This window comes from Sphingomonas sp. IC081 (assembly GCF_006874585.1).
Lineage (GTDB): Bacteria > Pseudomonadota > Alphaproteobacteria > Sphingomonadales > Sphingomonadaceae > Novosphingobium.
Window position 1 is genome coordinate 171,269 of record NZ_CP029761.1, and the last position, 18,651, is coordinate 189,919.

Sequence of the window (18,651 nt, forward strand, 5' to 3'; positions counted from 1 at the left end):
TTTGGAGCGGGTCTCATGCCGGCAGCGGCTGCAATCAAGGTAATGGTGGTCGACGACCAGACGAGCATGCGCGCGATGATCCGTCGCGCTCTGCAGGATCTGGGTTTCAAGGACATTCGCGACAAGGGCTCGGCAACCGAAGCGCTTGCCGCGGTCAAGTCGGATCGGGTGCATCTGATCATCTCGGACTACAACATGCCCGAGATGGACGGCCTCGAGTTTCTCGAGGCGGTGCGCAAGGATGACGTGATCGGCAAGACCGTGTTCATCATGCTCACCGGTTCGGCCGACAAGGAAGTCGTCCAGAAGGCGGCGGCGCTCGGCGTCAACAACTACGTGGTCAAGCCGTTTGCCCCGGCCGCGCTCAAGGAAAAGATCGAGCGCGTCTTCGGGGAGCTGGTCTGACCGCCATGCGCCGCGTTCCCATCGTCCAGGGCGAATATCATGTCGCCGTGCAGGGCGGGGTGGTCATTTCCACCCTGCTGGGCTCGTGCGTGGCCGCCTGCATCCAGGATCCGGTGGCGCGCGTGGGCGGGATGAATCATTTCCTGCTGGGTGAACCGGGCAGCGACAGCCCGGTCACGCCGGCGGAAATGCAGCGTTACGGCGTCCACGCGATGGAACTGCTGATCAACGCGCTGATGCAGCGCGGGGCCCAGCGCTCCCGCCTGCGGGGACACCTTTACGGCGGCGCGAACATCGTCGCCGGGCTTGGCGGCATCGGCACCAAGAACGGCGAGTTCGCCCGCAACTTCCTGCGCACCGAGGGCATTCCCGTGGATCACTGCGATCTCGGCGGCACCCAGGCGCGCAAGGTAGAATTCATGCCGTACGAAGGGCGTGTGCGGTCGATGCTGGTCAAGGACCAGCCCCTGCCGCCGATCGTCCGGCCGGCGCCGGTCGCCGCGCCGCAGCATACCGGCGAACTCGAACTGTTCTGACCGTCGAGGTCATGGGCGGTGCGAGCCATAACGAACACAGGGGAAGCGACACAGTGACGATACAGTTGGATAGCGGTGGCACCATGGAAAGCTACGGGGCCGCGCTGTGCCAGGCGATCGCCGGTGAAATGCGCGTCGCCCGCGAATTGCTGGAGCAACTCGCCGGCGTGCTGGTTTCCGACGAACGCTTCGTGGCCGATTACCTCGACCAGCTCCAGGCCTTCGACCTCATTGTCCAGCACGTCGACGAGACGGCGGACCTGCTCGACCGGATGGCGGGCGGTTCGGCGATCGGCGAGGCACTGGGGCAGGTGCGGCTCAATGTCATGCAGGCGCGCCTGCGCGCCGCGCTCGACTGAGGAGAGCTTCGGTGGCGGGCAACGGCGATGCGACGATCATCATCCGCAAGGTCAGGAAGAAGGCGCACGGCGCGCACCATGGCGGTGCGTGGAAGGTGGCCTATGCCGACTTCGTGACCGCGATGATGGCCTTCTTCATGCTGCTCTGGCTGCTCGCCAACCCGGACAAGCAGCAGCTCAAGGGGCTGGCCGAATACTTCTCGCCGGCGGCCGACCGCGATGCGGTGCCGACCGCGCTGACCCAGACCCCCGGTCCGCAGCCGGGCCTTGGCGGCCATACCCGCAAGGCCCAGGCCGAGGACGTGAAGGCGGTGGGCGAGCCTTCCGCCGAATCCGGCGTCAAGGGCGCGGCGCGCGGCGGCACTGCCGATGTGCCCGAGGCGGCGCTCAGGATCATGGCGCAGCAATTGCAGCTGCAGATCGAGCCGCCGATCGACACCGCCCAGGGCAAGCGCAACCTCGATGTCGAGGAAACCCGCGACGGACTGCGCATCCATCTCGTCGACAGTGCCGAGCGTTCGATGTTCAAGGGCGGGACCGCCCAGCTCAATCCCTATGCGCGGGATCTCCTCGCCAGGGTCGCGCGCAAGCTTGCCGGCACCGGCGCGCAAGTGGCGATCGAGGGACACACCGATTCCACCGGCGGCCAGAGCGATGCCAACTGGATGCTCTCGGCCCAGCGCGCGCTGGCGGCGCGTGCGGCGATGGTCGAGGCGGGCCTGCCGACCGACCGTTTTGCCGAAGTCGTGGCCAAGGCCGCGACCGAGCCGGTCTATCCCGACCGGCCCGACCGGCCCGAGAACCGCCGCATCACCATCGTCGTGATGGCGCAGCGCTCGGCGCTGCCGCAAGACGCCAGCTTCCGCTTCTGACCGGGGCGGGCTTTGCCAATGATGTCATCCATGAATTTGCCAATCGGGAGCATAACGTGATCCGAAAGATCATGATCGGGCTCGCCGCGCTTGTCGGCGGCTGCGCGATCGGCGGGGGCGGAGCCTATGCCGTCGTCACGTATGCGCCGCAGTTCCTGCCCCACGCGCCCAAGCGTCCGGCGGAGACCGAATTCGTGCCGACCGGCACGATGCTGGCGCCGCTGACGTTCGCGGACGGGCGGCTGTCGGGCTATGTCTCGTTCGAATGCCAGCTGGAAGTGCCCAAGGGCAGCGCGGCAAAAGTGACCGCGCAGCTGCCGGTCCTGCTGAACGCCGTCAACATGCGCAGCTACCGCCAACCGCTCGCCAGCGGGCGCGATGGCATGATCCCCAATCTGGAGCTGTTCCGCCGGCTGGTCATGGATGCGGCACGCGAGGTCTACGGGCCCGGTTTCGTGCAGCGTGCGGTGATCACCCAGGCCGCGCCGATCTGATACCAAGCCCCCCGCAAGGACCACCTGACCCATGTCGTTGCCGCCATCGCCGCGCTCCGAACGCGCCGTCGACGCTTTCCTCGACGAGTTCGAATTTTCTGCCGAGGGAGGCGCGGACGAACCCTTGCGCGGACTGCAGCCGCGTGCGCCGCGCGTCACCACGATCCTGCTGATCGGCAAGCTGGCCGCGCAGGACCGCGAGACGCTGTGCCGCGTGCGCAATATCTCGGCGACCGGGATGATGGCCGAAGTCCACGGCAGCTTCATCGTCGAGGAAGCGGTCGAAGTCACGCTCAAGGCAGGCGATACCCTGAGCGGTACCGTGCGCTGGAACCGCGCGGGCCGCATCGGTGTCGCCTTCGACCACCCGGTCGACGTGCCCGAACTGCTGGCCCATGCGGCGATGCGCAGCGGCGCCGAGGGGGTTGCGCGCGGTCCCCGCTTCACCGCCGATTGTCCGGCGGCGCTGCTGGTGACCGGTTATCGCCATCCGGCGCGGCTGGTCGACATCTCGCAGGGCGGCGCGCGCCTCACCGTCGCGAACGCGATGCCGCGCGACCAGTTGCTCGGCATTTCGATCCCCGGCCTCGGCGAGCGCGAGGCCGCCGTGCGCTGGGTTGGCAACAATGCCTGCGGCCTGGTGTTCCTCGAGCCGATCGCGTTTGCCGATCTGGGGCCATGGCTGATCGACACGCGGGCGCGTTTTGCCAACCAGGTATGACTCCCCGAGGGCCCGGCTCACCCCGGCCCTCCGAAACTCTTGACCAGCGATCCCGCCACCAGGGCCCAGCCGTCGACCAGCACGAAAAAGATGATCTTCATCGGCAGCGAGACGGTCGCAGGCGGCAGCATCATCATGCCCATCGCCATCAGCACGGCGGCCACGGCAAGGTCGATGACCAGGAACGGCAGCAGCAGCAGGAAGCCGATCTCGAAGGCGCGGCGCAGTTCCGAGATCATGAAGGCGGGCATCAGCGTCGACATCGGGATCGCCTCGCGCGAGGCGGGAACCTTGCCGGAAAGCGAGACGAACAGCTTCACGTCCTCGTCGCGCACTTGCTTGAGCATGAACGTGTGAAACGGCTTGGAGGCGGCATCGAGCGCCTGGGTCTCGTTGATCCGGCCCTGGTTGTAGGGGACCATGGCTTCCTTCCAGGCGGTGTCGAACGTCGGCGCCATGACAAAGAAGCTGAGGAACAGCGCGAGGCTGATGACCACCGGGTTGGGCGGCACGCCCTGCACGCCGAGCCCCGAACGCAGCAGCGAGAGCGCGCAGACGATACGGGTGAACGAGGTGATCGTCATCAGGATGCCGGGGGCAAGGCTGAGCACCGTCATCATCAGCACGAGCTGGATCACCCGGCCGGACACTGCCCCGCCGCCGCCTGCGCCTCCCAGGCCGCCGAGCGCGTCGGGCGCGGCCGCCGCCTTGGCCATGGCGAAATCGGGGGCGAGCGCCAGCAGTGCCGCTCCGCCCAGCGCTGCGGCAAGCGCGAGGCGCCTGGTGGTCACGGGGCTCATTCTGCGGTTTCCTTGATGGGGGCGCTGTCCAGCAGGACCACGCCTTCGGGCGCGATCAGCAGGCTGATGTCCTTGTTGTCGCTGCGGATCATCACGACTGAGCGGCGCGGGTCGATGGCCAGCCGCTCGACCAGTTCGAGGCGGCGCACCGAGGTGCGATCGCCCAGCCGGTCGCCCAGCCGGGCCAGCCATTTCTGCGGCATGCGAAGGTCGTAGCGGCGCACCGTCCAGAGCGCGCCGACCAGCAGACCGAGCACCACGGCCAGCGCACCCAGGGTGCGCAGCACGGCGAGGAACTCCATCGCTCAGCTCTCGCCGCGCTGCACGACCTTGGTGATCTCGAGCGACATGTGCTCGCCGTTCACCAGGATCTTGCCTTCGGCCACCAATTCGTCGTTCACGTAGACGCGGGTGGGATCGTTGTGCCCGCAATCGAGCGGGATCATCGCGCCGCGGCTCATGTTGAGCACCTGGCGGATGGGAATGCTGGTCGAACCCAGCACGATCGACAGGTCGATGGGAATGCCTTCGAGGACGGACATCGGGAGTTTCCTTTCGCCCTCGTTATAGGAAATAAAATATAGGAGTGATCCGAACTAGGCAAAAAATGCCTATAAGGAACCTGTCTGCTGCATCGAGCAGAGGGGGGACCTACCTTTATGGAATTGGATAATTCGATCGCGGTTTCGGCGTCGGGCCTGCGTGCGCAGTCGCTGCGCATGCGCGTGATCGCGGAGAACCTTGCCAACTCGGATTCCGTGGCGACCACGGCAGGCGGCGATCCCTACCGCCGCCGGGTCTCGACTTTCGCGGCGGAAGTCGACCGCGCGACCGGCGCCACCAAGGTGTCTGTCAAGTCGATCGACGGCGACCAGAGCCAGTTCACCCGCGTCTACCAGCCGGGCAGTCCGGCCGCCGATGCACAGGGCTATATCGAGCAGCCCAACGTCAATCCGCTGATCGAGGCGGCCGACATGAAGGCCGCGCAGCGTTCCTACGAAGCCAACCTCAATGCCATCGAATCCGCGCGCGGCATGACCATGCGCACGATCGACCTGCTCAAGTAAGGATCTGACCCATGGCTATCGGAGCCCTCGACGCCGCGTCCGCCTATGGCCGCGCGCTCAAGACCACTGCGCCTTCGTTCGGCACCACCGACGATGCCGCATCGCCCGCCGCCGGTAACGGTTCCAGCTTCGGTTCGATGATCGAATCGATGGTCGGCGACGCCGCCACCGCGCTCCACACCGCCGAAAGCGAAAGCGCCAAGCAGGTGGCCGGCAAGGGTGACCTGATCGACGTCGTCACCGCCATCGGCGCGGCCGAGACCGCGCTCGACACCGTGGTTTCGGTGCGCGACCGCGTGGTCAGCGCCTATTCCGAAATCATGCGGATGCAGATCTAGTCCGGGCCGTCGCGCGCAAAGGATAGAGTGTCATGGACTCCGCTTCCGCCATCGAGCTGGCGCGTTCGGCGCTGGTGCTGGTCCTGACGATCGTCGGGCCGATGCTGATCGCCTCGCTGATCGTCGGCGTCTTGGTCGGCCTGCTTCAGGCCCTGACGCAAGTGCAGGAAATGACGCTCACGTTCGTGCCCAAGCTGCTGGTGCTGGGGGTTGTCCTGCTGCTCTCGCTGCCGATGATCGGTCATGCGCTGTCCAATTTCATGGAGCGCATTTCCGACATCATCATCGCCGGTTAGGCGCGGGCTGGATGGACACCGCGATCCTGGCCGCGCTGCCGGTCGATGCGGCGACGTTCCTGGTGCTGTTCACCCGGATCGGCGCGGTGATCATGCTGCTGCCTGCCTTCTCCGAGGAATCGGTGCCGGCGCAGATCCGGCTGATGATGGCGCTGGGCATGACGGTGGGTCTTTACGGCCTGCTCGCCCCGCGCGTCGCCCCGCTGGTGCAGGGCGGTGACCTGGCGATGATGACCTTCACCGAAATGCTGGTCGGCCTCGCCTTCGGGACGATCATCAAGATCCTGTTCAGCGCGGTCGCCATTGCCGGGTCGATGGTGACGCAGCAGATCGGGCTGTCCTCGGCGCTGGTGGCCGACCCATCGCTCGGCGGCCAGTCGCCGCTGCTGGCCCGTCTGTTCGGGATCGCGGCGGTGATCGTCTGCATGGCGCTGGGGGTCCATCACCTGTGGATCGCCGGCATGGTCCAGTCCTACACGATCTTCCCGGTCGGCGGCATGCCGCCGGTCGCCGACTTCGCGCAGCTGGCGGTGCACGTGACCGGGCAGGCGCTGGCGCTGGGCGTGAGCCTTTCGGCGCCGCTGATCCTCTACGGCGCGCTGTTCAATCTCGGGCTGGGGCTGGCCGCGCGCGTGGCGCCGCAGATCCAGGTCTTTTTCATCACCCAGCCGCTCAACCTCATGCTTGGCCTGGCCGTGGTAAGCGTGGTCATGGGCAGCATCCTCACCGCCTTTGCCGCCGCCATGACCAGCTTCATGCAGTCCGGCTGGAGTTTCTGATCCCATGGCCGAGACCGACAAGGACCAGAAGACCGAACAGCCCACCTCCAAGCGTCTCGAGGACGCGGCGAACAAGGGGCAGGTCGCCAGCTCGACCGAGATGCGCCACGCGGCGATGCTCTCGGGCGCGCTGATCGTGACCGGCGGGCTGGGCGCCAGCGCCTTTGCCGCACTCTCGCCGATGCTGGTGCGGCTCTGGGGCAATGCCGAGGATTTCCGCCTCGATGCGCGCGGCACCCAGAACCTGATGACCGGCCTTGCCGAACATTTCGTGCTGTCGCTGCTGCCGGTCTTCGGCGTGCTGATCGCCTGCGCCCTGGCCATCGGTTTCCTGCAGGGCCGCTTTGTCATCAGCTGGACCCGGCTGGCGCCCAAGTGGTCCAAGTTCAATCCCGTCGCCGGGCTCGGGCGCATCTACGGCAAGCGCGCGTTTGTCGAGTTTGCCAAGACCCTGGCCAAGTTCCTCGGCATCGCCACGGTCGTCTTTACCGTGCTGAGGCCGCGCATGGTCGGGCTCGACCTGCTGGTCGGCTATGCCCCCGGCGCGCTGGCCCATGCGGCCGGGTCGCTGGTGTTCGAGGCGGTGCGCGCGGCGGCGATGTCGGTCGGGGTGCTGGCGCTGGCCGACTATTTCTACCAGCACCGCGCCTTCATGCAGCGCATGCGCATGAGCCGCCAGGAAGTGAAGGACGAGTACAAGCAGAGCGAGGGTGACCCCAAGATCAAGGGGAAGATCCGCCAGATCCAGATGCAGCGTGCGCGCAGCCGGATGATGGCGGCCGTGCCCACCGCCAGCGTGATCGTCACCAATCCGACGCACTATGCCGTCGCGCTCAAGTATGACCATGGCCAGATGGCGGCACCGCTGGTCGTCGCCAAGGGCGTCGATGCCATCGCGCTCAGGATCCGCGAGATCGCCGCCGAGGCCAACGTGCCGATCGTCGAGAGCCCGCCGCTGGCGCGCGCGCTGTTCGCCTCGGCCGAGATCGACCGGCCGATCCCGATCGAACATTACGCCGCTGTCGCCGAGATCATCGGCTACGTCATGCGCCTCGCCCGCCGCAAGGGTGGAGCGGGAGCCGGGGCCGGGGGCGGCACGCGGATCGCGATACCATGATTGCCCGCCAAAAAGGCTTCCGGCCGTCCCCTTCGGTCCCCTCCATTTTCCTATAAGGACTGTGATGAAGATGTCCCTGAAATCGAGGAAGCGCCCCTCGCTTGCCGCCTTGACGATGGTGGCGGCGAGCGTGCTTGCGCTCACCGTGCCGGGCACCGCCTTCGCGGACCCGCAACCGCGCATCAAGGACATCGTCGATGTCGAGAACGTGCGCCCGAACCAGCTCGTGGGCTACGGCCTCGTCGTCGGCCTCCAGGGCACCGGCGACCGCATCCGCAATGTGCCGTTCACCGAAGAGACGCTCCAGGCGATGCTGGAACGCATGGGCGTGAACATTCGCGGCGACCAGATGCTGACGCAGAACGTCGCGGCCGTCTCGGTGACCGCGACGATGCCGCCTTTCGCGCGCGCGGGGTCGACCATCGACGTGCAGGTCTCGGCCATGGGCGATGCCTCCAGCCTTCAGGGCGGCATCCTGCTGGTCTCCTCGCTGCGCGCGCTCGACGGCGAGATCTATGCGGTGGCGCAAGGGCCGGTGGCGGTCTCGGGCTTCAAGGCGCAGGGCGCGGCGGCAAGGATCAGCCGCGGGGTGATGACCACCGCGCGGATCGCGGGCGGCGGCATCATCGAACGCGAAGTGCCTTATGACTTGCGCTCGGCCCAGAACCTCAAGCTGGCACTCAAGAATCCCGACTTCACGACCGCGCAGCGCATCGCCGCGCGGATCAACGGCGAAGGCACCGGCATGGCCGAAGTGCTGGACCCCGCGACCGTGCAGATCACCCCGCGCGGCGGCAACGTGATCGAGATGGTCACCCGCATCGAGAACCTTACCGTCCCGGTCGACCAGCCCGCGCGTATCGTCATCAACGAGGCGGCAGGTACCGTGGTCATGGGCGCGGACGTGCGGGTCAGCCCGGTGGCGATCGCCCAGGGCGGCCTGACCATCAGCGTGACCGAAACGCCGGTCGTCTCGCAGCCGGGGCCGCTCTCGAACGGGCAGACCACCACGGTGCCGCGCACGCGGATCCAGGCGGATGACGGCAGCGGCGCTTCGCTGGCGCTGCTGACGCAGGGCACGTCGCTGCAGACGCTGGTGTCCGGGCTCAACGCGCTCGGCGTCAGCCCGCGCGATCTCATCACCATTCTCCAGGCGCTCAAGAGCGCCGGGGCGCTTCAGGCGGAAATCACGGTTCAGTAAGGAGCGGCAGGATGACCGACACGACGATTGCGGCCGCGATCGCGTCCACCCCGGCGCGGCAGATCCAGACCACGCCGGACAAGTCGCCCGCCGGCGTTGCGCGCCAGTTCGAGGCGGTATTCGCGGGGCAGGTCGCCAAGATCATGCTGGAGACCGTCGAAGTCGACGACCAGTTCGGCGGCGGCCACGGCGAGGAAATGTTCCGCGGCATGATGGCCGAGCAGATCGGCAACCGGATCGCCCAGGGCAAGGGCCTGGGCATCGCCTCCGCCGTCGAGGCGCAGATCATCCGCATGCAGGGCGGAACCGCGGCGGCGCCGAAGGCCTCGACGCTGGGCACGGGCCCGCAAGGCAACGTTCAAAGTGGTGCGACACAGGCTGCGGCCGCCCTGGCGGCCAGCGAGCAGGGGGATACGGGCAGTGCCGAATGAAATGATCGAGATCATGACCTCGCTTTCGCTGGTCATGCGGGAAGAGACCGAGCGGCTGGAGCGGCGCGAGCGCGTGCTCGATCTCGCCTCGCTGGCCTCGGCCAAGGCGCGCCTGGTGGCGCAGCTGGAAGAGACGCTGGCGCGCCGCAATCGCCGCGAGCCCGCGTGGACCGAGCGGATGGATGCGGAAACCCGCGAGCGGCTCGCCGATTGCCTGGGCGAACTGCGCGCGGCCTCGCTCGCCAACGCCGCCTTGCTGGAGCGCCAGATCGAACTCTCGATGGAGATGATGACGGCGATTGCCGACGAGGCCAAGCGGCTGACCGGCAAGCGTTCCTATACTTACGGCGCCAGCGGCGACATGGCCAGGATCGACGCGGCGACGCCGATTTCGTTCAACGGCGAATACTGACGCGGCTGTCCGCGAGGGCGTAGACATGAAAAAGGGTGGGGCGCCGGCAGGCGTTCCACCCTTTTTCATGTCTGCCGCGGGGAAAGGACTATCGCGGCGGGCCGAGGCCCGCGATGCGGGCCGCCTCGCGCGCCGGGGCGGGACGGCCGAACAGGAAGCCCTGTGCATAGGCGCAGCCGCGTTCGATGAGGAACTGCGCCTGTTGCTCGGTCTCGACGCCCTCCGCGGTTACCGGCATGCCAAGGCTGCGGCCAAGGTCGATCACGGTGTTGACCAGCTTGCGCCCGGCATCGCGGTCGATGGCCTGGATCAGCGTGCGGTCGATCTTCAGGGTGTCGAGCGGCAGTTCGCAGAGACGGGCAAGGCTGCCGTAGCCGGTTCCGAAATCGTCGAGCGCGACATGGACCCCGGCCCCGCGCAGGGTCTCGATGGTGGCGCGGGCATCGGCAAGGCTGTGCACCATGGCGTCCTCGGTGATCTCGACGGTCAGGCGTTCGGGCGGAAAGGCGCTGGCGAAGGCGATCTGCAGGAGGTGGTCGGCCAGGGCAGGGTCGCAGACCTGGCGGGGTGACATGTTGATCGCGAGGCCCACGCCGTCGGGCCAATCACGGGCGTCGCGGCAGGCCTGGCGCAGCAGGGAGAACATGAGGTCGTCGATCAGATGGAGGTCTTCGCTGACCGGCAGGAACTGGTCCGGCCCCAGCAAGCCGCGCTGCGGGTGCTGCCAGCGTGCGAGCAGTTCGAAGCGGGCGATGGTGCGGGAGGGGAGCGCGACGATCGGCTGGTAGTAGGGCACCAGTTCGCCGCGCAGCAGGCTTGAGCGCAGGGCTTCTTCCAGTGCTGCGCGGTCGGTGAGGCGGGCCAGCATCTCGGGCATGAAGCGCCGCACCGTGGCGCCGCCCGCCGCCTTGGCGTGCGACATCGCGATCGAGGCGGAGCGCAGCAGGTGCTCGGCAGGGACATCGCCGCAAGGGTCGATGGCGATGCCGATCGCGGCCGTCAGGTGGATCATGTGCTGGCCCAGCACGATGGGGGCGGCCAGAATGTCCTGAAGGTCGCCGGCAACCGCCTCGGCGCGGTACTCGTCGCCGGCCCCGCTGTCGGTGCCGAGCGGCACGACGCAGGCGAATTCGTCGCCGCCGATGTGGGCGAGCGCACCGCCCGACTTGGCCACGGCGCGGCCATAGCGATCCGAAACGATCGAAAGGACCAGGTCGCCGGCGTGGTGGCCGCACAAGTCGTTGACCAGCTTGAAGCGGTCCAGGTCCAGCACCAGAAGGGCCAGTGCGGGGGCCAGTGCGGGGGCCAGGGGGGAGGACTGTGCCGGGTGACGCTCCGTGCGTTCGCGCAAGGCGCGGATCAGCCGGTCTACTGCGCGCAGGGGCGGGGTGCGGGCTTCCAGTTCGATAGGCGGGGGCTGTCGCTGGCCGGGGCTACGCAGCCTGCCGGTACGTTTCGATTTCGAATGGGGCGGGCCCGCCTTGTGCATTTTCGAACCGTTGTTCTCCTCCTTCCCTTATATGGGAGGAGACGGCTGATTCGATAAAAATGTAGAAAAATTAAATGCCTACTCGAATATTGCCGAAAGCACGGAGGCGACGCGGCCCGGGTCGACGGCATCCAGCGCCACTTCGATGTCGGGATTGAGGCTGAACCCGAGTGTCTGTCCCTGGCGGTCAAACGTGATGGCGATGACCCGCAGGCCCTCGTCCTGTTCGATGACGGCGAGGCCGCCGGCGGATGGAAAGCGATCGGGGTCCACCACCAGGATGGCGCGGCCGGGCAGGCCGGGGCCGAGTGTCGAGCGACCAATACGCAGTCCGTACGTGCGCGGTCCGGCGCCGCGCGGCGCCTCGACCAGCGCGTCGGTGGGCGTGCGGGCGAGCAGGCCGTCCGGCAGCGCCGAGCCGTAGACCGGCACCAGCCGCACGGTAGTGGAATGCCCCTTGGACGCGGGTGCGGGTGCCTCGGCGGCAGGCAAAACGGCCGGGGTGGCGGCGTCCAGCACCGGCACCGGGCCTTCCAGCACGGCGGTTTCAAGGGGCTCGCGGGAGCCGGCAGACACGGTGCGCGGCGTCGGCGGGGCGGCAGGGCGCGGGCTCGCGGTATCGGCGCCGGTGTCCGTGGCAGAATCTTCGGTGGCGGCCAGTTCCTTGCGCAGGGCGGCGATCCGCGCGCGGGTCTTGGCGATGCGCGAGCGGGGGTTGGCGACCAGCGGCAGCATGTCGTCCAGCTTGCCGTCGGCGTGAAGCGCGGCGACCTCGGCGATCAGGGCACTGTCATCCTTGGCACCGAGCAGGCGGCGCAGCGCCTTGCGGACATCGTCGTTCCAGCGGTCGAACGGCTTGTGGGCGTTCTCGATCCGCGAGAGGATCACCGGCGCGATCCCGTATTCCTCTTCCAGCACGGAAATGGTGAGGGCATCGTCGGCGGCGCGGCGGGCGCGCACGGCGGCGGCGATGAGCACGGCGATGCGGTCGCTCTCGGGGTCGACATGGTCGCTGCCGACAATCGGTTCGGCCCAGTTGCCGATATCGAAGGCGGGCTTGTCGATATCGATCAGCAGGTCGGCCGGGGCGACGTGCAGTGCGGCGGCAATGGCGCGCAGTTCCGCGGTGCGCGCAAAGACTTCGCCGCGTTCGATCTTGGAGAGGCGAATATAGGTCAGGTCCGGGATCTGTTCGGCCAGCTCGAGCAGGGAGCCTATATTGCGCTGCTTGCGGAATTTCCTGATCTCATTCGGAAACACGAGATTACGCCAGGCGTCGATCTCGATTTTCCGGGGTGCAGCAGCCACCGGCTTCCGGGACCGCCTGCCAGATCGAACGGATTTTTCGGTCATTGAAGCTCGAGTTTCATTGCAATGCCCAAGATGTTTCATGAAGCACTAAGGTGGTCAATATCACACTTGGGTCGATGACCCAAAATGGGTCGGATCAGAGTCCGCGAGGAAAACTGCCAAGCGTTGATTCTTTGTAAGGTGAATAAACGTAGGCCGGACCCAGTTACAGGTTTTTAACAGTTAAATTGTTCCTGTCATGTTCCAGTAAAGCCCCCTGCGAATAGGCACGCTCATCAAGATGACGCGGCCAATTCTATTCCATTGTAAATATTTCCGACAATCCGGGGCGGTGCAGAGCGCGTGATGTGAAAAGGTCGCGGATGCTGCCGCCGAGGCTTTTCGATCGCGCCGGGTCGACCTGGATTATGGAAACTCCCCTTCAATCGGACAACGCCTGAAAGAACCAGTTGGTTCCTGTAAATTATTGTTTCGGGATAAAAATTTCCGGCTCGTTGCCGGTCCCGCCGGTCGGTTCGTGCAAAGTCGGTGGGCGGGAACGCTGCGGCCTTGTCTGCCCTGGCCCCTTGCCGGGCAGGGCCCGCGCAACCGGCAGGAGCAGCGGCGACATGCGGAAGCGGTGAGACCGGGCGTACTATCCTGCCGGAAAAAAAGAAGGCGTGCTCCCGATGGGAGCGCGCCCAGGTTGTTCCCGCCCGGTCTATATCTGGGGATGCTTCGGACGGGAGTGAATGATTTCAGATGAGCGGCCGGGCGATGGGCTCCTTTTGGGCCATTCTGGTGCGAACAGTCATCGTCCGATCGCCAGCTTCATCAGATTCATCTGTTTCTTGTAGATGTTGGTCATCGCCGTGTAGTCCGCCTGGACCTGGCCCAGCGTGAGCAGCTGGTCTTCCAGGGTCACGTTGTTGCCATCGGGCTTGGTCTCGCTCGTGTCGCTGTCGAGCACGATGCCGCCGCCGCCCTGCGGGGGGCGGGCGCCGAGCGCGGTCATCGCGGCGGAGAGTTCGATCCGCGGGCGGGCGACATGGGGCGTACCCGTCGCCTCGCCATACTGGGCGACGAGCGAGGAGAAGTCCGGTGCCGTCACCGTGCGTGCCTTGTAGCCGGGGGTCTCGCTGTTGGCGATGTTTTCGGAAATGACGCGCTGGTGTTCGGCCATGGCCTTGAGCGAGGCGGCCATGCCGTCGAGCAGCGGGGGAAGCGTGGACATCGGGTATTCCTTTAACGCGGCCGAAGGATCAGGACGAGCCGGTCAGGCGGGAGAGGGCGGCCTGGTAATTGGCGAGCTGGGCCTTCTGGTAGGCCGATCCGCCGTTGGACGAGACGGTGCCGTCGACCAGGTTGGCCTTGGTCGAATCCCAGTAGAGCGAACGATAGGCGCTCTGCGTCATCGAGATCGCCGACTTGACCTTGGTGAGGGCATTGGCCGCCGCATCGGCGGTGGTCAGGTTGAGCGCGCTGGTCAGCGACAGGCTATAGGCGCCGCCCGGCGTGACGGCGGGGTCCTTCTTGCTCTTGGTCTTGGGCGTGCTGAGCTTGACCGGCGAGAGGCCGAGCTTGGCCAGCGCATCCTTGCCTTCGCTGCCTTCGCCCAGCACCAGCGTATGACCGGACGCCACCGAGATCTTGAGCGTGGTCTGGCCGTCGACCAGCGAGGTGGTGACGGTCGCGTCGGTGCCGGTGATCTTCTTGATCTTGGCCGCCAGCGTGGTCATCGTCTCGTTCTTGGCGATGGTGATCGTCTTGGCGTCCTCGCCGTCGACCGAGATCGTGAACTCGTCGCCGGTGCGCAGGCTGGTCTGGGTGACCAGCGTGGCCGAGGTGGTCGGATTGAGCAGCCCGCTGTGCAGGCCGAGCGCGCCCAGGGCATTGTCGCCGCCCGAGAGCGTGGTGATGCGCACCGGCTCGACCTTGGAGGCGACGAGGCCCCACTGCGAGACTTTCTGCACTTCGCCGGTATCGCCGTCGACCCGGGCGATGAAGCCGTCGGTCGAGCCCGCCTTGGTGCCCGACAGCGTGCCGGCGGTCCGGCCGCCGACGTAGAGCGTGCCGTTCAGCCAGGTGACGCTGTCGGCCTGGTCGTCCTCCGAGGTGCCGATATAGGTCGTGCTGGCGGTGGTGAGGCCGGCGTCGATACGCGTGACGAACGCATCGCGGGCGCCGGTGATGGTATTGACCTGGTCGCCTTCGAGGGCCGTGCTGGTGGCACCGACCACGGCGATCTCGCCGGTGTCAGAGACGGCGATGGCGCGGGCCTCGACAGTGCCGAGCGTGACCGAGGAAAGGTCGGTCGAGAGCGAGTTCGCATCGATCTGGCGCAGCGTGGCGACGCCGTTTTCGTTGGTCAGCGCCAGCAGGTTGCCCGAGGCGTCGATGGCGAGGGCGTTGACCATGTCGTTGCCGCCGCTGTCGATCGTGCGGCGTTCGACAAAGGTGCCGGTGGCATCGAGCTTGACGATCACCGCGTCGCCGCCGCCGGTCGAGGCCCGTCCGGCCACGTAGATGCTGCCGTCGTTGCCGACGGTGACGGCATTGGCGGTTTCGCTGCCGGTCTGGCGGATCGCGGTGGCGGAGAGTTCCTCGCCGCTGGTGCTGTAGCGGGCGACGAGGAGGTCGGTCTGGCTGGAATCGCTGTTGTTGAATTCGCCGCTGACCGAGCCGGCGACCACAAGGTCACCGTTCGGCGCGAAGCTGATCGCCGAGCCGGAGGCCGAACCGGCCCCGCCGAGATTGCGCTGCCAGACGACATTGCCTTCGGAATCGACCTTGGTGAGGAACAGGTCGTTCGATCCGTCGGTCACCGCGCTGCCGACATCGCCGTCGGTGGTGCCCACGATGTAGCTGAACCCGTCGCTGTCGGTCACCATCGCGCGCGCGGCGGTATCGGCATGGACGGTGTAGTCGGTATCCTCGTCGTCATCCTCGCTGGCGGCGGCTTCGGCCTGGGCGGTGGCGGCGCTGTCGACGGCGCTCACCGTGCCGAGGCGTTCCCAGGTCAGGTCGCCGTCGATGTCCGAGAATCGATAGACTTCGGCATCGGTGATGGAATTGTCGACGGTCTTGCCATTGGCGTCGGTGGTGGTGCTCTTGCGGGTCTCGCCGCTGGCGACCATGATGGAATCGCCGGCATCGACCTGCTCGAGCGAGACTTTCTCGACGCCCGAGGGGTTGAAGACGAGGCCCCATTTCTCGGCCTCGGAATCGTACTTGACCGTGAAGTTCGACTTCCACTGGCTGACCGGGTTGCCATCGGCATCGAGCACGGGGTCGCCGTTGGCGTCGAGCTGCGGTGTCGCGCCGATCGCGGCATTGAGCGCGGCGGCAACGGAATCGAGTGTCGGCGGCTGGGTCGATTGCGACAGGTCGACACTGACCGTCTGGGTGGTCGTGCCCTTGGTGAGCGTGACCTCGAACATTTCGGAGCCGGTGAGGCCGGTGATCGCGTCGCCTTCCTTGGTGGACACCGCGGTGCCCGCGATCGCGCCGGTGACGTCGGGCTTGTTCACCGCGATCGTCTGCGTGCGGCTGGCCGAAGTGCCGAAGTTGAGCGTCAGAAGGTCGGTATCGGCGCTGCCGATATAGGTCTGGAGGTCGGAGAGGCCTTTGGCGAAGGCCTTTTCCAGCGCCGCGCGCTCGGTCTTCGAAGTGCCGGACTTGGCGGCGCTTTCGGCGAGGACCTGGAGGCTGGTCAGCGCCTTGTAGATCGTGAAGGTGGTGCGCACGTCGGGCAGGTCGTCGAGCGAACTGTCGCGGCTATAGGAATCGTCGATGATCGAGCGCAGCTTCTTGATCGCGGCGGCTTGCTTGGTGATCGAGGAGGTGTCCGTCTCGTCGGTCTTCCACGGCGGCGTGGTGGCCGCCAGCGTGAAGGCCTTCTTGGCCGCGAGCACCTTGGCGCTTTCGGTCGAGGTCGCGGTCGAGAGCGCGCTGGTATAGGCGCTGGTTCCGCCCAGGATCGAAAGGCCGGTGAGCCCGCTGCTGTACTTTATCGTCAATTCTGCCTCCCGGACTTCGCACCCGTCCGCTATCATCCTATAAGATAGACGGTCGCAGGTGCCGACAGGTCGGCTTCGCGGACTTTTTTGGGGATGAAAGACGTGACGATGATGGCCGCGGTGGGCGAACCGCCCGAGCTCAAGAAATTTTCGGGAATGCAGCGCGCTGCCGCGCTGATGCTCTCGCTCGGCCACGAGCAGGGCGGCCCGATCTGGGATCAGTTGACGACCGAGGAGATCAAGGAACTGTCCTCGACGATCTCGCAGCTCGGCCGCGTGCCGGCGGTGGTCGTCGAATATCTGCTGGTGCAGTTCTCGGGCGAAGTGTCGAGCATGTCGACGCTGCATGGCTCCTACGAGACCACCGAGCGCCTGCTGGAAGGCATCATGCCGACCGACAAGGTCAAGGAGATCATGGAGGACATCCGCGGTCCTTCCGGCCGCACGATGTGGGACAAGCTGTCCAACGTCAGCGAGGCGGTGCTCGCGGGTTATCTCAAGAACGAATATCCGCAGACGGTGGCGGTGATCCTGCACAAGCTGCGCCCCGATCACGCGGCGCGGGTGCTTTCGGAACTCCCGCGCGAGTTCGCCACCGACGTCGTCATGCGCATGCTGCGCATGGACACGGTGCAGAAGGACGTGCTGGTCCAGGTCGAGCAGACGCTCAAGAGCGAGTTCATGACCAACCTCTCGCGCGCCCAGCGGCGCGATCCGCACGAGACGATGGCCGAGATGTTCAACGCGCTCGACCGCTCGACCGAGGAAGCCATGCTCGAGGCGCTCGACGACAAGGCGCCGGAATCGGCCGAGCGCATCCGCGCGCTGATGTTCACCTTCGAGGATCTCGCCAACCTGCTGCCCGGCGCGATCCAGACGATCGTGCGCAATTGCAACAAGCGCGAGCTGGCCTTGGCGCTCAAGGGCTCGCCGGAAGACATGAAGAAGGTCTTCTTCAACGCCATGACCGAACGCGCCGCCAAGCTGATGCGCGACGACATGGCCGCGATGGGGCCGGTCCGCGCGCGCGAATGCGAGGAAGCGCAGACCGCGCTGGTGCGGTTGGCAAAGTCGCTCGGCGATCGCGGCGAGATCATGCTGGTCGATCCCAAGAGCGACGACGCAATGATCTATTGATGCTTGATTCTCATCGATTTATTTGAACTAATCAGGTCAGGAACGACAGGTGCGGCTGGATACATCGCGAATGGAGAAAGCCATGAGCATTGAGCCCTTCGGTTTCGACAGGGTCTTCCGCTTTACGTCCGCGGAGGCCGAGGAAAAGGACAATGGCAAAGCCGCGTACGAGGAGCTTGCCGCGCTTGAGGCGCGCCTGGAGCGCATGCGCGAGGAGCATGCCGCCGAACTGGTGCGAGCCCGCGCGGATGGCTTCGAAGCCGGGCTCGAGCAGGCCCGGCACGAGCGGGACACCGCGCTGCTGGCCGCGACCGATGCCTTGCATGCCGGGCTCGACGACGTCGTGCGGCGCTTCGACGAGGTGACCGGGCAGGTCGGGCGCGAGGCGGCATCGGTGGCGCTGCTGGCCGCCGAGATGCTGGCCGGACATGCGGTGGCGCTGGAGCCGGCCCGCGCCATCGACGAGGCGCTGGCCCGTGCGCTCGACCAGGTGGCGCGCGGCACGCGCATCACCGTGCGTGTCCATCCCTCGCTGCGCGCGCATCTGGAGCAGGTGGTCGCCGCCCGCCAGGCGAGCGAGCGCCGCGAACTGTCGATCCTGGTGATCGACGATCCTGCCGTGGCGCCCAGCGATGCGCGGATCGGCTGGGTCGAGGGCGGTCTCGGTGTCGATGCGGGCGCGCGCCGCGAGGCGGTGCTGGCCGAGCTTGCCGGCCTGCTGGAACCGGCGGCCGTGCAAGTACCTGAAAGCGCATCGGAAGCTGCCGGGACCGCGGTTTCGCGGGATGGCGAGCCTGCGGAATCGGGCGATCAGGCAGGGCTGGGAGCCGCTGCATAAACTTTTCCGGCAACCGGCAAGAGTTGCCTAGTCTCTTATCCTATAATGTT

Annotated in this window: 23 protein-coding genes; 16 read left to right on the forward strand and 7 right to left on the reverse strand. The window is 66.6% G+C overall.

Going from position 1 to position 18,651, the window contains the following annotated elements:
• The first annotated feature begins 15 nt into the window (after nt 1–15).
• The 6 genes from DM450_RS00895 to DM450_RS00920 are packed head-to-tail and all read left to right on the forward strand — an operon-like array spanning nt 16 to nt 3,387.
• The gene (locus DM450_RS00895; RefSeq protein ID WP_185928663.1) at nt 16–405 is read left to right on the forward strand and encodes a response regulator; all 390 of its coding nucleotides are present in this window, start codon (nt 16–18) and stop codon (nt 403–405) included.
• 5 nt (nt 406–410) lie between these two features.
• Nucleotides 411–941: a chemotaxis protein CheD gene (locus DM450_RS00900; protein ID WP_142632193.1), complete on the forward strand. Its 531-nt coding sequence runs from the start codon at nt 411–413 to the stop codon at nt 939–941.
• A gap of 53 nt (nt 942–994) precedes the next feature.
• Entirely contained in the window at nt 995–1,300 is a 306-nt protein-coding gene (locus DM450_RS00905; protein WP_260610038.1) for a hypothetical protein, read from the forward strand.
• Nucleotides 1,301–1,311: 11 nt separating this feature from the next.
• Nucleotides 1,312–2,172, forward strand: a complete 861-nt coding sequence (locus tag DM450_RS00910) for a flagellar motor protein MotB (protein ID WP_142632194.1) — start codon at nt 1,312–1,314, stop codon at nt 2,170–2,172.
• Between the two features lie 56 nt (nt 2,173–2,228).
• The gene (locus DM450_RS00915) at nt 2,229–2,666 is read left to right on the forward strand and encodes a hypothetical protein (protein WP_312846157.1); all 438 of its coding nucleotides are present in this window, start codon (nt 2,229–2,231) and stop codon (nt 2,664–2,666) included.
• 31 nt (nt 2,667–2,697) lie between these two features.
• Complete coding sequence (locus DM450_RS00920) at nt 2,698–3,387, forward strand: PilZ domain-containing protein (protein ID WP_142632195.1); 690 nt, start codon at nt 2,698–2,700, stop codon at nt 3,385–3,387.
• A 17-nt stretch (nt 3,388–3,404) separates the two neighbouring features.
• Here the strand turns inward: DM450_RS00920 and fliP are convergent, their stop codons facing one another.
• Genes fliP through DM450_RS00935 form a run of 3 tightly spaced genes read right to left on the reverse strand, consistent with a single transcriptional unit; the run spans nt 3,405 to nt 4,729 of the window.
• Complete coding sequence (gene fliP / locus DM450_RS00925; RefSeq protein WP_185928664.1) at nt 3,405–4,187, reverse strand: flagellar type III secretion system pore protein FliP; 783 nt, start codon at nt 4,185–4,187, stop codon at nt 3,405–3,407.
• Nucleotides 4,184–4,489, reverse strand: coding sequence for a flagellar biosynthetic protein FliO (locus DM450_RS00930; protein ID WP_142632196.1), 306 nt, complete (start codon nt 4,487–4,489; stop codon nt 4,184–4,186). The genes fliP and DM450_RS00930 overlap by 4 nt, the downstream gene beginning before the upstream one ends.
• Nucleotides 4,490–4,492: 3 nt before the next feature.
• Nucleotides 4,493–4,729, reverse strand: a complete 237-nt coding sequence (locus tag DM450_RS00935; protein ID WP_142632197.1) for a FliM/FliN family flagellar motor switch protein — start codon at nt 4,727–4,729, stop codon at nt 4,493–4,495.
• A gap of 117 nt (nt 4,730–4,846) precedes the next feature.
• On the opposite strand from DM450_RS00935, the gene flgC reads away from it, so the two are divergent.
• The 8 genes from flgC to DM450_RS00975 all read left to right on the forward strand — a co-directional run bounded on the left by flgC (nt 4,847) and on the right by DM450_RS00975 (nt 9,828).
• Nucleotides 4,847–5,254, forward strand: a complete 408-nt coding sequence (gene flgC, locus DM450_RS00940; protein ID WP_142632198.1) for a flagellar basal body rod protein FlgC — start codon at nt 4,847–4,849, stop codon at nt 5,252–5,254.
• 11 nt (nt 5,255–5,265) lie between these two features.
• Complete coding sequence (locus DM450_RS00945) at nt 5,266–5,592, forward strand: flagellar hook-basal body complex protein FliE (protein ID WP_142632199.1); 327 nt, start codon at nt 5,266–5,268, stop codon at nt 5,590–5,592.
• A 32-nt stretch (nt 5,593–5,624) separates the two neighbouring features.
• The gene (locus DM450_RS00950; protein WP_142632200.1) at nt 5,625–5,888 is read left to right on the forward strand and encodes a flagellar biosynthetic protein FliQ; all 264 of its coding nucleotides are present in this window, start codon (nt 5,625–5,627) and stop codon (nt 5,886–5,888) included.
• 11 nt (nt 5,889–5,899) lie between these two features.
• Nucleotides 5,900–6,667, forward strand: a complete 768-nt coding sequence (fliR, locus tag DM450_RS00955; RefSeq protein WP_142632201.1) for a flagellar biosynthetic protein FliR — start codon at nt 5,900–5,902, stop codon at nt 6,665–6,667.
• A gap of 4 nt (nt 6,668–6,671) precedes the next feature.
• Complete coding sequence (gene flhB / locus DM450_RS00960) at nt 6,672–7,784, forward strand: flagellar biosynthesis protein FlhB (protein ID WP_142632202.1); 1,113 nt, start codon at nt 6,672–6,674, stop codon at nt 7,782–7,784.
• A gap of 115 nt (nt 7,785–7,899) precedes the next feature.
• A complete protein-coding gene (locus DM450_RS00965; protein ID WP_142637350.1) occupies nt 7,900–8,985 on the forward strand; it encodes a flagellar basal body P-ring protein FlgI in 1,086 nt (361 codons plus the stop codon).
• Between the two features lie 11 nt (nt 8,986–8,996).
• On the forward strand, nt 8,997–9,416 hold the full coding sequence (locus tag DM450_RS00970) for a rod-binding protein (protein WP_142632203.1): 420 nt from the start codon (nt 8,997–8,999) through the stop codon (nt 9,414–9,416).
• A complete protein-coding gene (locus tag DM450_RS00975) occupies nt 9,406–9,828 on the forward strand; it encodes a flagellar biosynthesis protein FlgN (RefSeq protein ID WP_142632204.1) in 423 nt (140 codons plus the stop codon). Before DM450_RS00970 ends, DM450_RS00975 begins: the two co-directional genes overlap by 11 nt.
• 88 nt (nt 9,829–9,916) lie before the next feature.
• On the opposite strand, the gene DM450_RS00980 is transcribed toward DM450_RS00975, so the two are convergent.
• From DM450_RS00980 to DM450_RS00995, 4 genes are all read right to left on the reverse strand, one after another.
• Nucleotides 9,917–11,317 carry a putative bifunctional diguanylate cyclase/phosphodiesterase gene (locus DM450_RS00980; RefSeq protein WP_142632205.1) on the reverse strand — a complete coding sequence of 467 codons (1,401 nt, stop codon included), beginning with the start codon at nt 11,315–11,317 and terminating at the stop codon, nt 9,917–9,919.
• A 78-nt stretch (nt 11,318–11,395) separates the two neighbouring features.
• Nucleotides 11,396–12,625, reverse strand: a complete 1,230-nt coding sequence (locus DM450_RS00985; protein ID WP_260610040.1) for a helix-turn-helix domain-containing protein — start codon at nt 12,623–12,625, stop codon at nt 11,396–11,398.
• Between the two features lie 793 nt (nt 12,626–13,418).
• Nucleotides 13,419–13,841 carry a flagellar basal body rod protein FlgB gene (locus DM450_RS00990; protein WP_142632206.1) on the reverse strand — a complete coding sequence of 141 codons (423 nt, stop codon included), beginning with the start codon at nt 13,839–13,841 and terminating at the stop codon, nt 13,419–13,421.
• Between the two features lie 28 nt (nt 13,842–13,869).
• Nucleotides 13,870–16,626 (reverse strand): hypothetical protein, encoded by a 2,757-nt coding sequence (locus DM450_RS00995; RefSeq protein WP_142632207.1) that lies wholly within the window; start codon nt 16,624–16,626, stop codon nt 13,870–13,872.
• 108 nt (nt 16,627–16,734) lie between these two features.
• Between DM450_RS00995 and fliG the strand changes: the two genes are divergently transcribed.
• Both fliG and DM450_RS01005 read left to right on the forward strand, forming a co-directional pair.
• Nucleotides 16,735–17,763 (forward strand): flagellar motor switch protein FliG, encoded by a 1,029-nt coding sequence (gene fliG, locus DM450_RS01000; protein WP_370584569.1) that lies wholly within the window; start codon nt 16,735–16,737, stop codon nt 17,761–17,763.
• A gap of 82 nt (nt 17,764–17,845) precedes the next feature.
• Nucleotides 17,846–18,601, forward strand: coding sequence for a hypothetical protein (locus tag DM450_RS01005; RefSeq protein ID WP_221889443.1), 756 nt, complete (start codon nt 17,846–17,848; stop codon nt 18,599–18,601).
• Nucleotides 18,602–18,651: the final 50 nt, after the last annotated feature.

Coding starts and splice junctions, on each gene's coding strand:
- DM450_RS00895 (WP_185928663.1), top strand. CDS start 16: ATGCCGGCAGCGGCTGCAATCAAGGTAATGGTGGTCGACGACCAGACG.
- DM450_RS00945 (WP_142632199.1), top strand. CDS start 5,266: ATGGCTATCGGAGCCCTCGACGCCGCGTCCGCCTATGGCCGCGCGCTC.
- DM450_RS00965 (WP_142637350.1), top strand. CDS start 7,900: ATGGTGGCGGCGAGCGTGCTTGCGCTCACCGTGCCGGGCACCGCCTTC.
- DM450_RS00990 (WP_142632206.1), bottom strand. CDS start 13,841: ATGTCCACGCTTCCCCCGCTGCTCGACGGCATGGCCGCCTCGCTCAAG.
- DM450_RS00980 (WP_142632205.1), bottom strand. CDS start 11,317: ATGCACAAGGCGGGCCCGCCCCATTCGAAATCGAAACGTACCGGCAGG.
- DM450_RS00950 (WP_142632200.1), top strand. CDS start 5,625: ATGGACTCCGCTTCCGCCATCGAGCTGGCGCGTTCGGCGCTGGTGCTG.
- flhB (WP_142632202.1), top strand. CDS start 6,672: ATGGCCGAGACCGACAAGGACCAGAAGACCGAACAGCCCACCTCCAAG.
- flgC (WP_142632198.1), top strand. CDS start 4,847: ATGGAATTGGATAATTCGATCGCGGTTTCGGCGTCGGGCCTGCGTGCG.
- DM450_RS00970 (WP_142632203.1), top strand. CDS start 8,997: ATGACCGACACGACGATTGCGGCCGCGATCGCGTCCACCCCGGCGCGG.
- DM450_RS00920 (WP_142632195.1), top strand. CDS start 2,698: ATGTCGTTGCCGCCATCGCCGCGCTCCGAACGCGCCGTCGACGCTTTC.
- DM450_RS01005 (WP_221889443.1), top strand. CDS start 17,846: ATGAGCATTGAGCCCTTCGGTTTCGACAGGGTCTTCCGCTTTACGTCC.
- fliR (WP_142632201.1), top strand. CDS start 5,900: ATGGACACCGCGATCCTGGCCGCGCTGCCGGTCGATGCGGCGACGTTC.
- DM450_RS00930 (WP_142632196.1), bottom strand. CDS start 4,489: ATGGAGTTCCTCGCCGTGCTGCGCACCCTGGGTGCGCTGGCCGTGGTG.
- DM450_RS00900 (WP_142632193.1), top strand. CDS start 411: ATGCGCCGCGTTCCCATCGTCCAGGGCGAATATCATGTCGCCGTGCAG.
- DM450_RS00935 (WP_142632197.1), bottom strand. CDS start 4,729: ATGTCCGTCCTCGAAGGCATTCCCATCGACCTGTCGATCGTGCTGGGT.
- fliG (WP_370584569.1), top strand. CDS start 16,735: ATGATGGCCGCGGTGGGCGAACCGCCCGAGCTCAAGAAATTTTCGGGA.
- fliP (WP_185928664.1), bottom strand. CDS start 4,187: ATGAGCCCCGTGACCACCAGGCGCCTCGCGCTTGCCGCAGCGCTGGGC.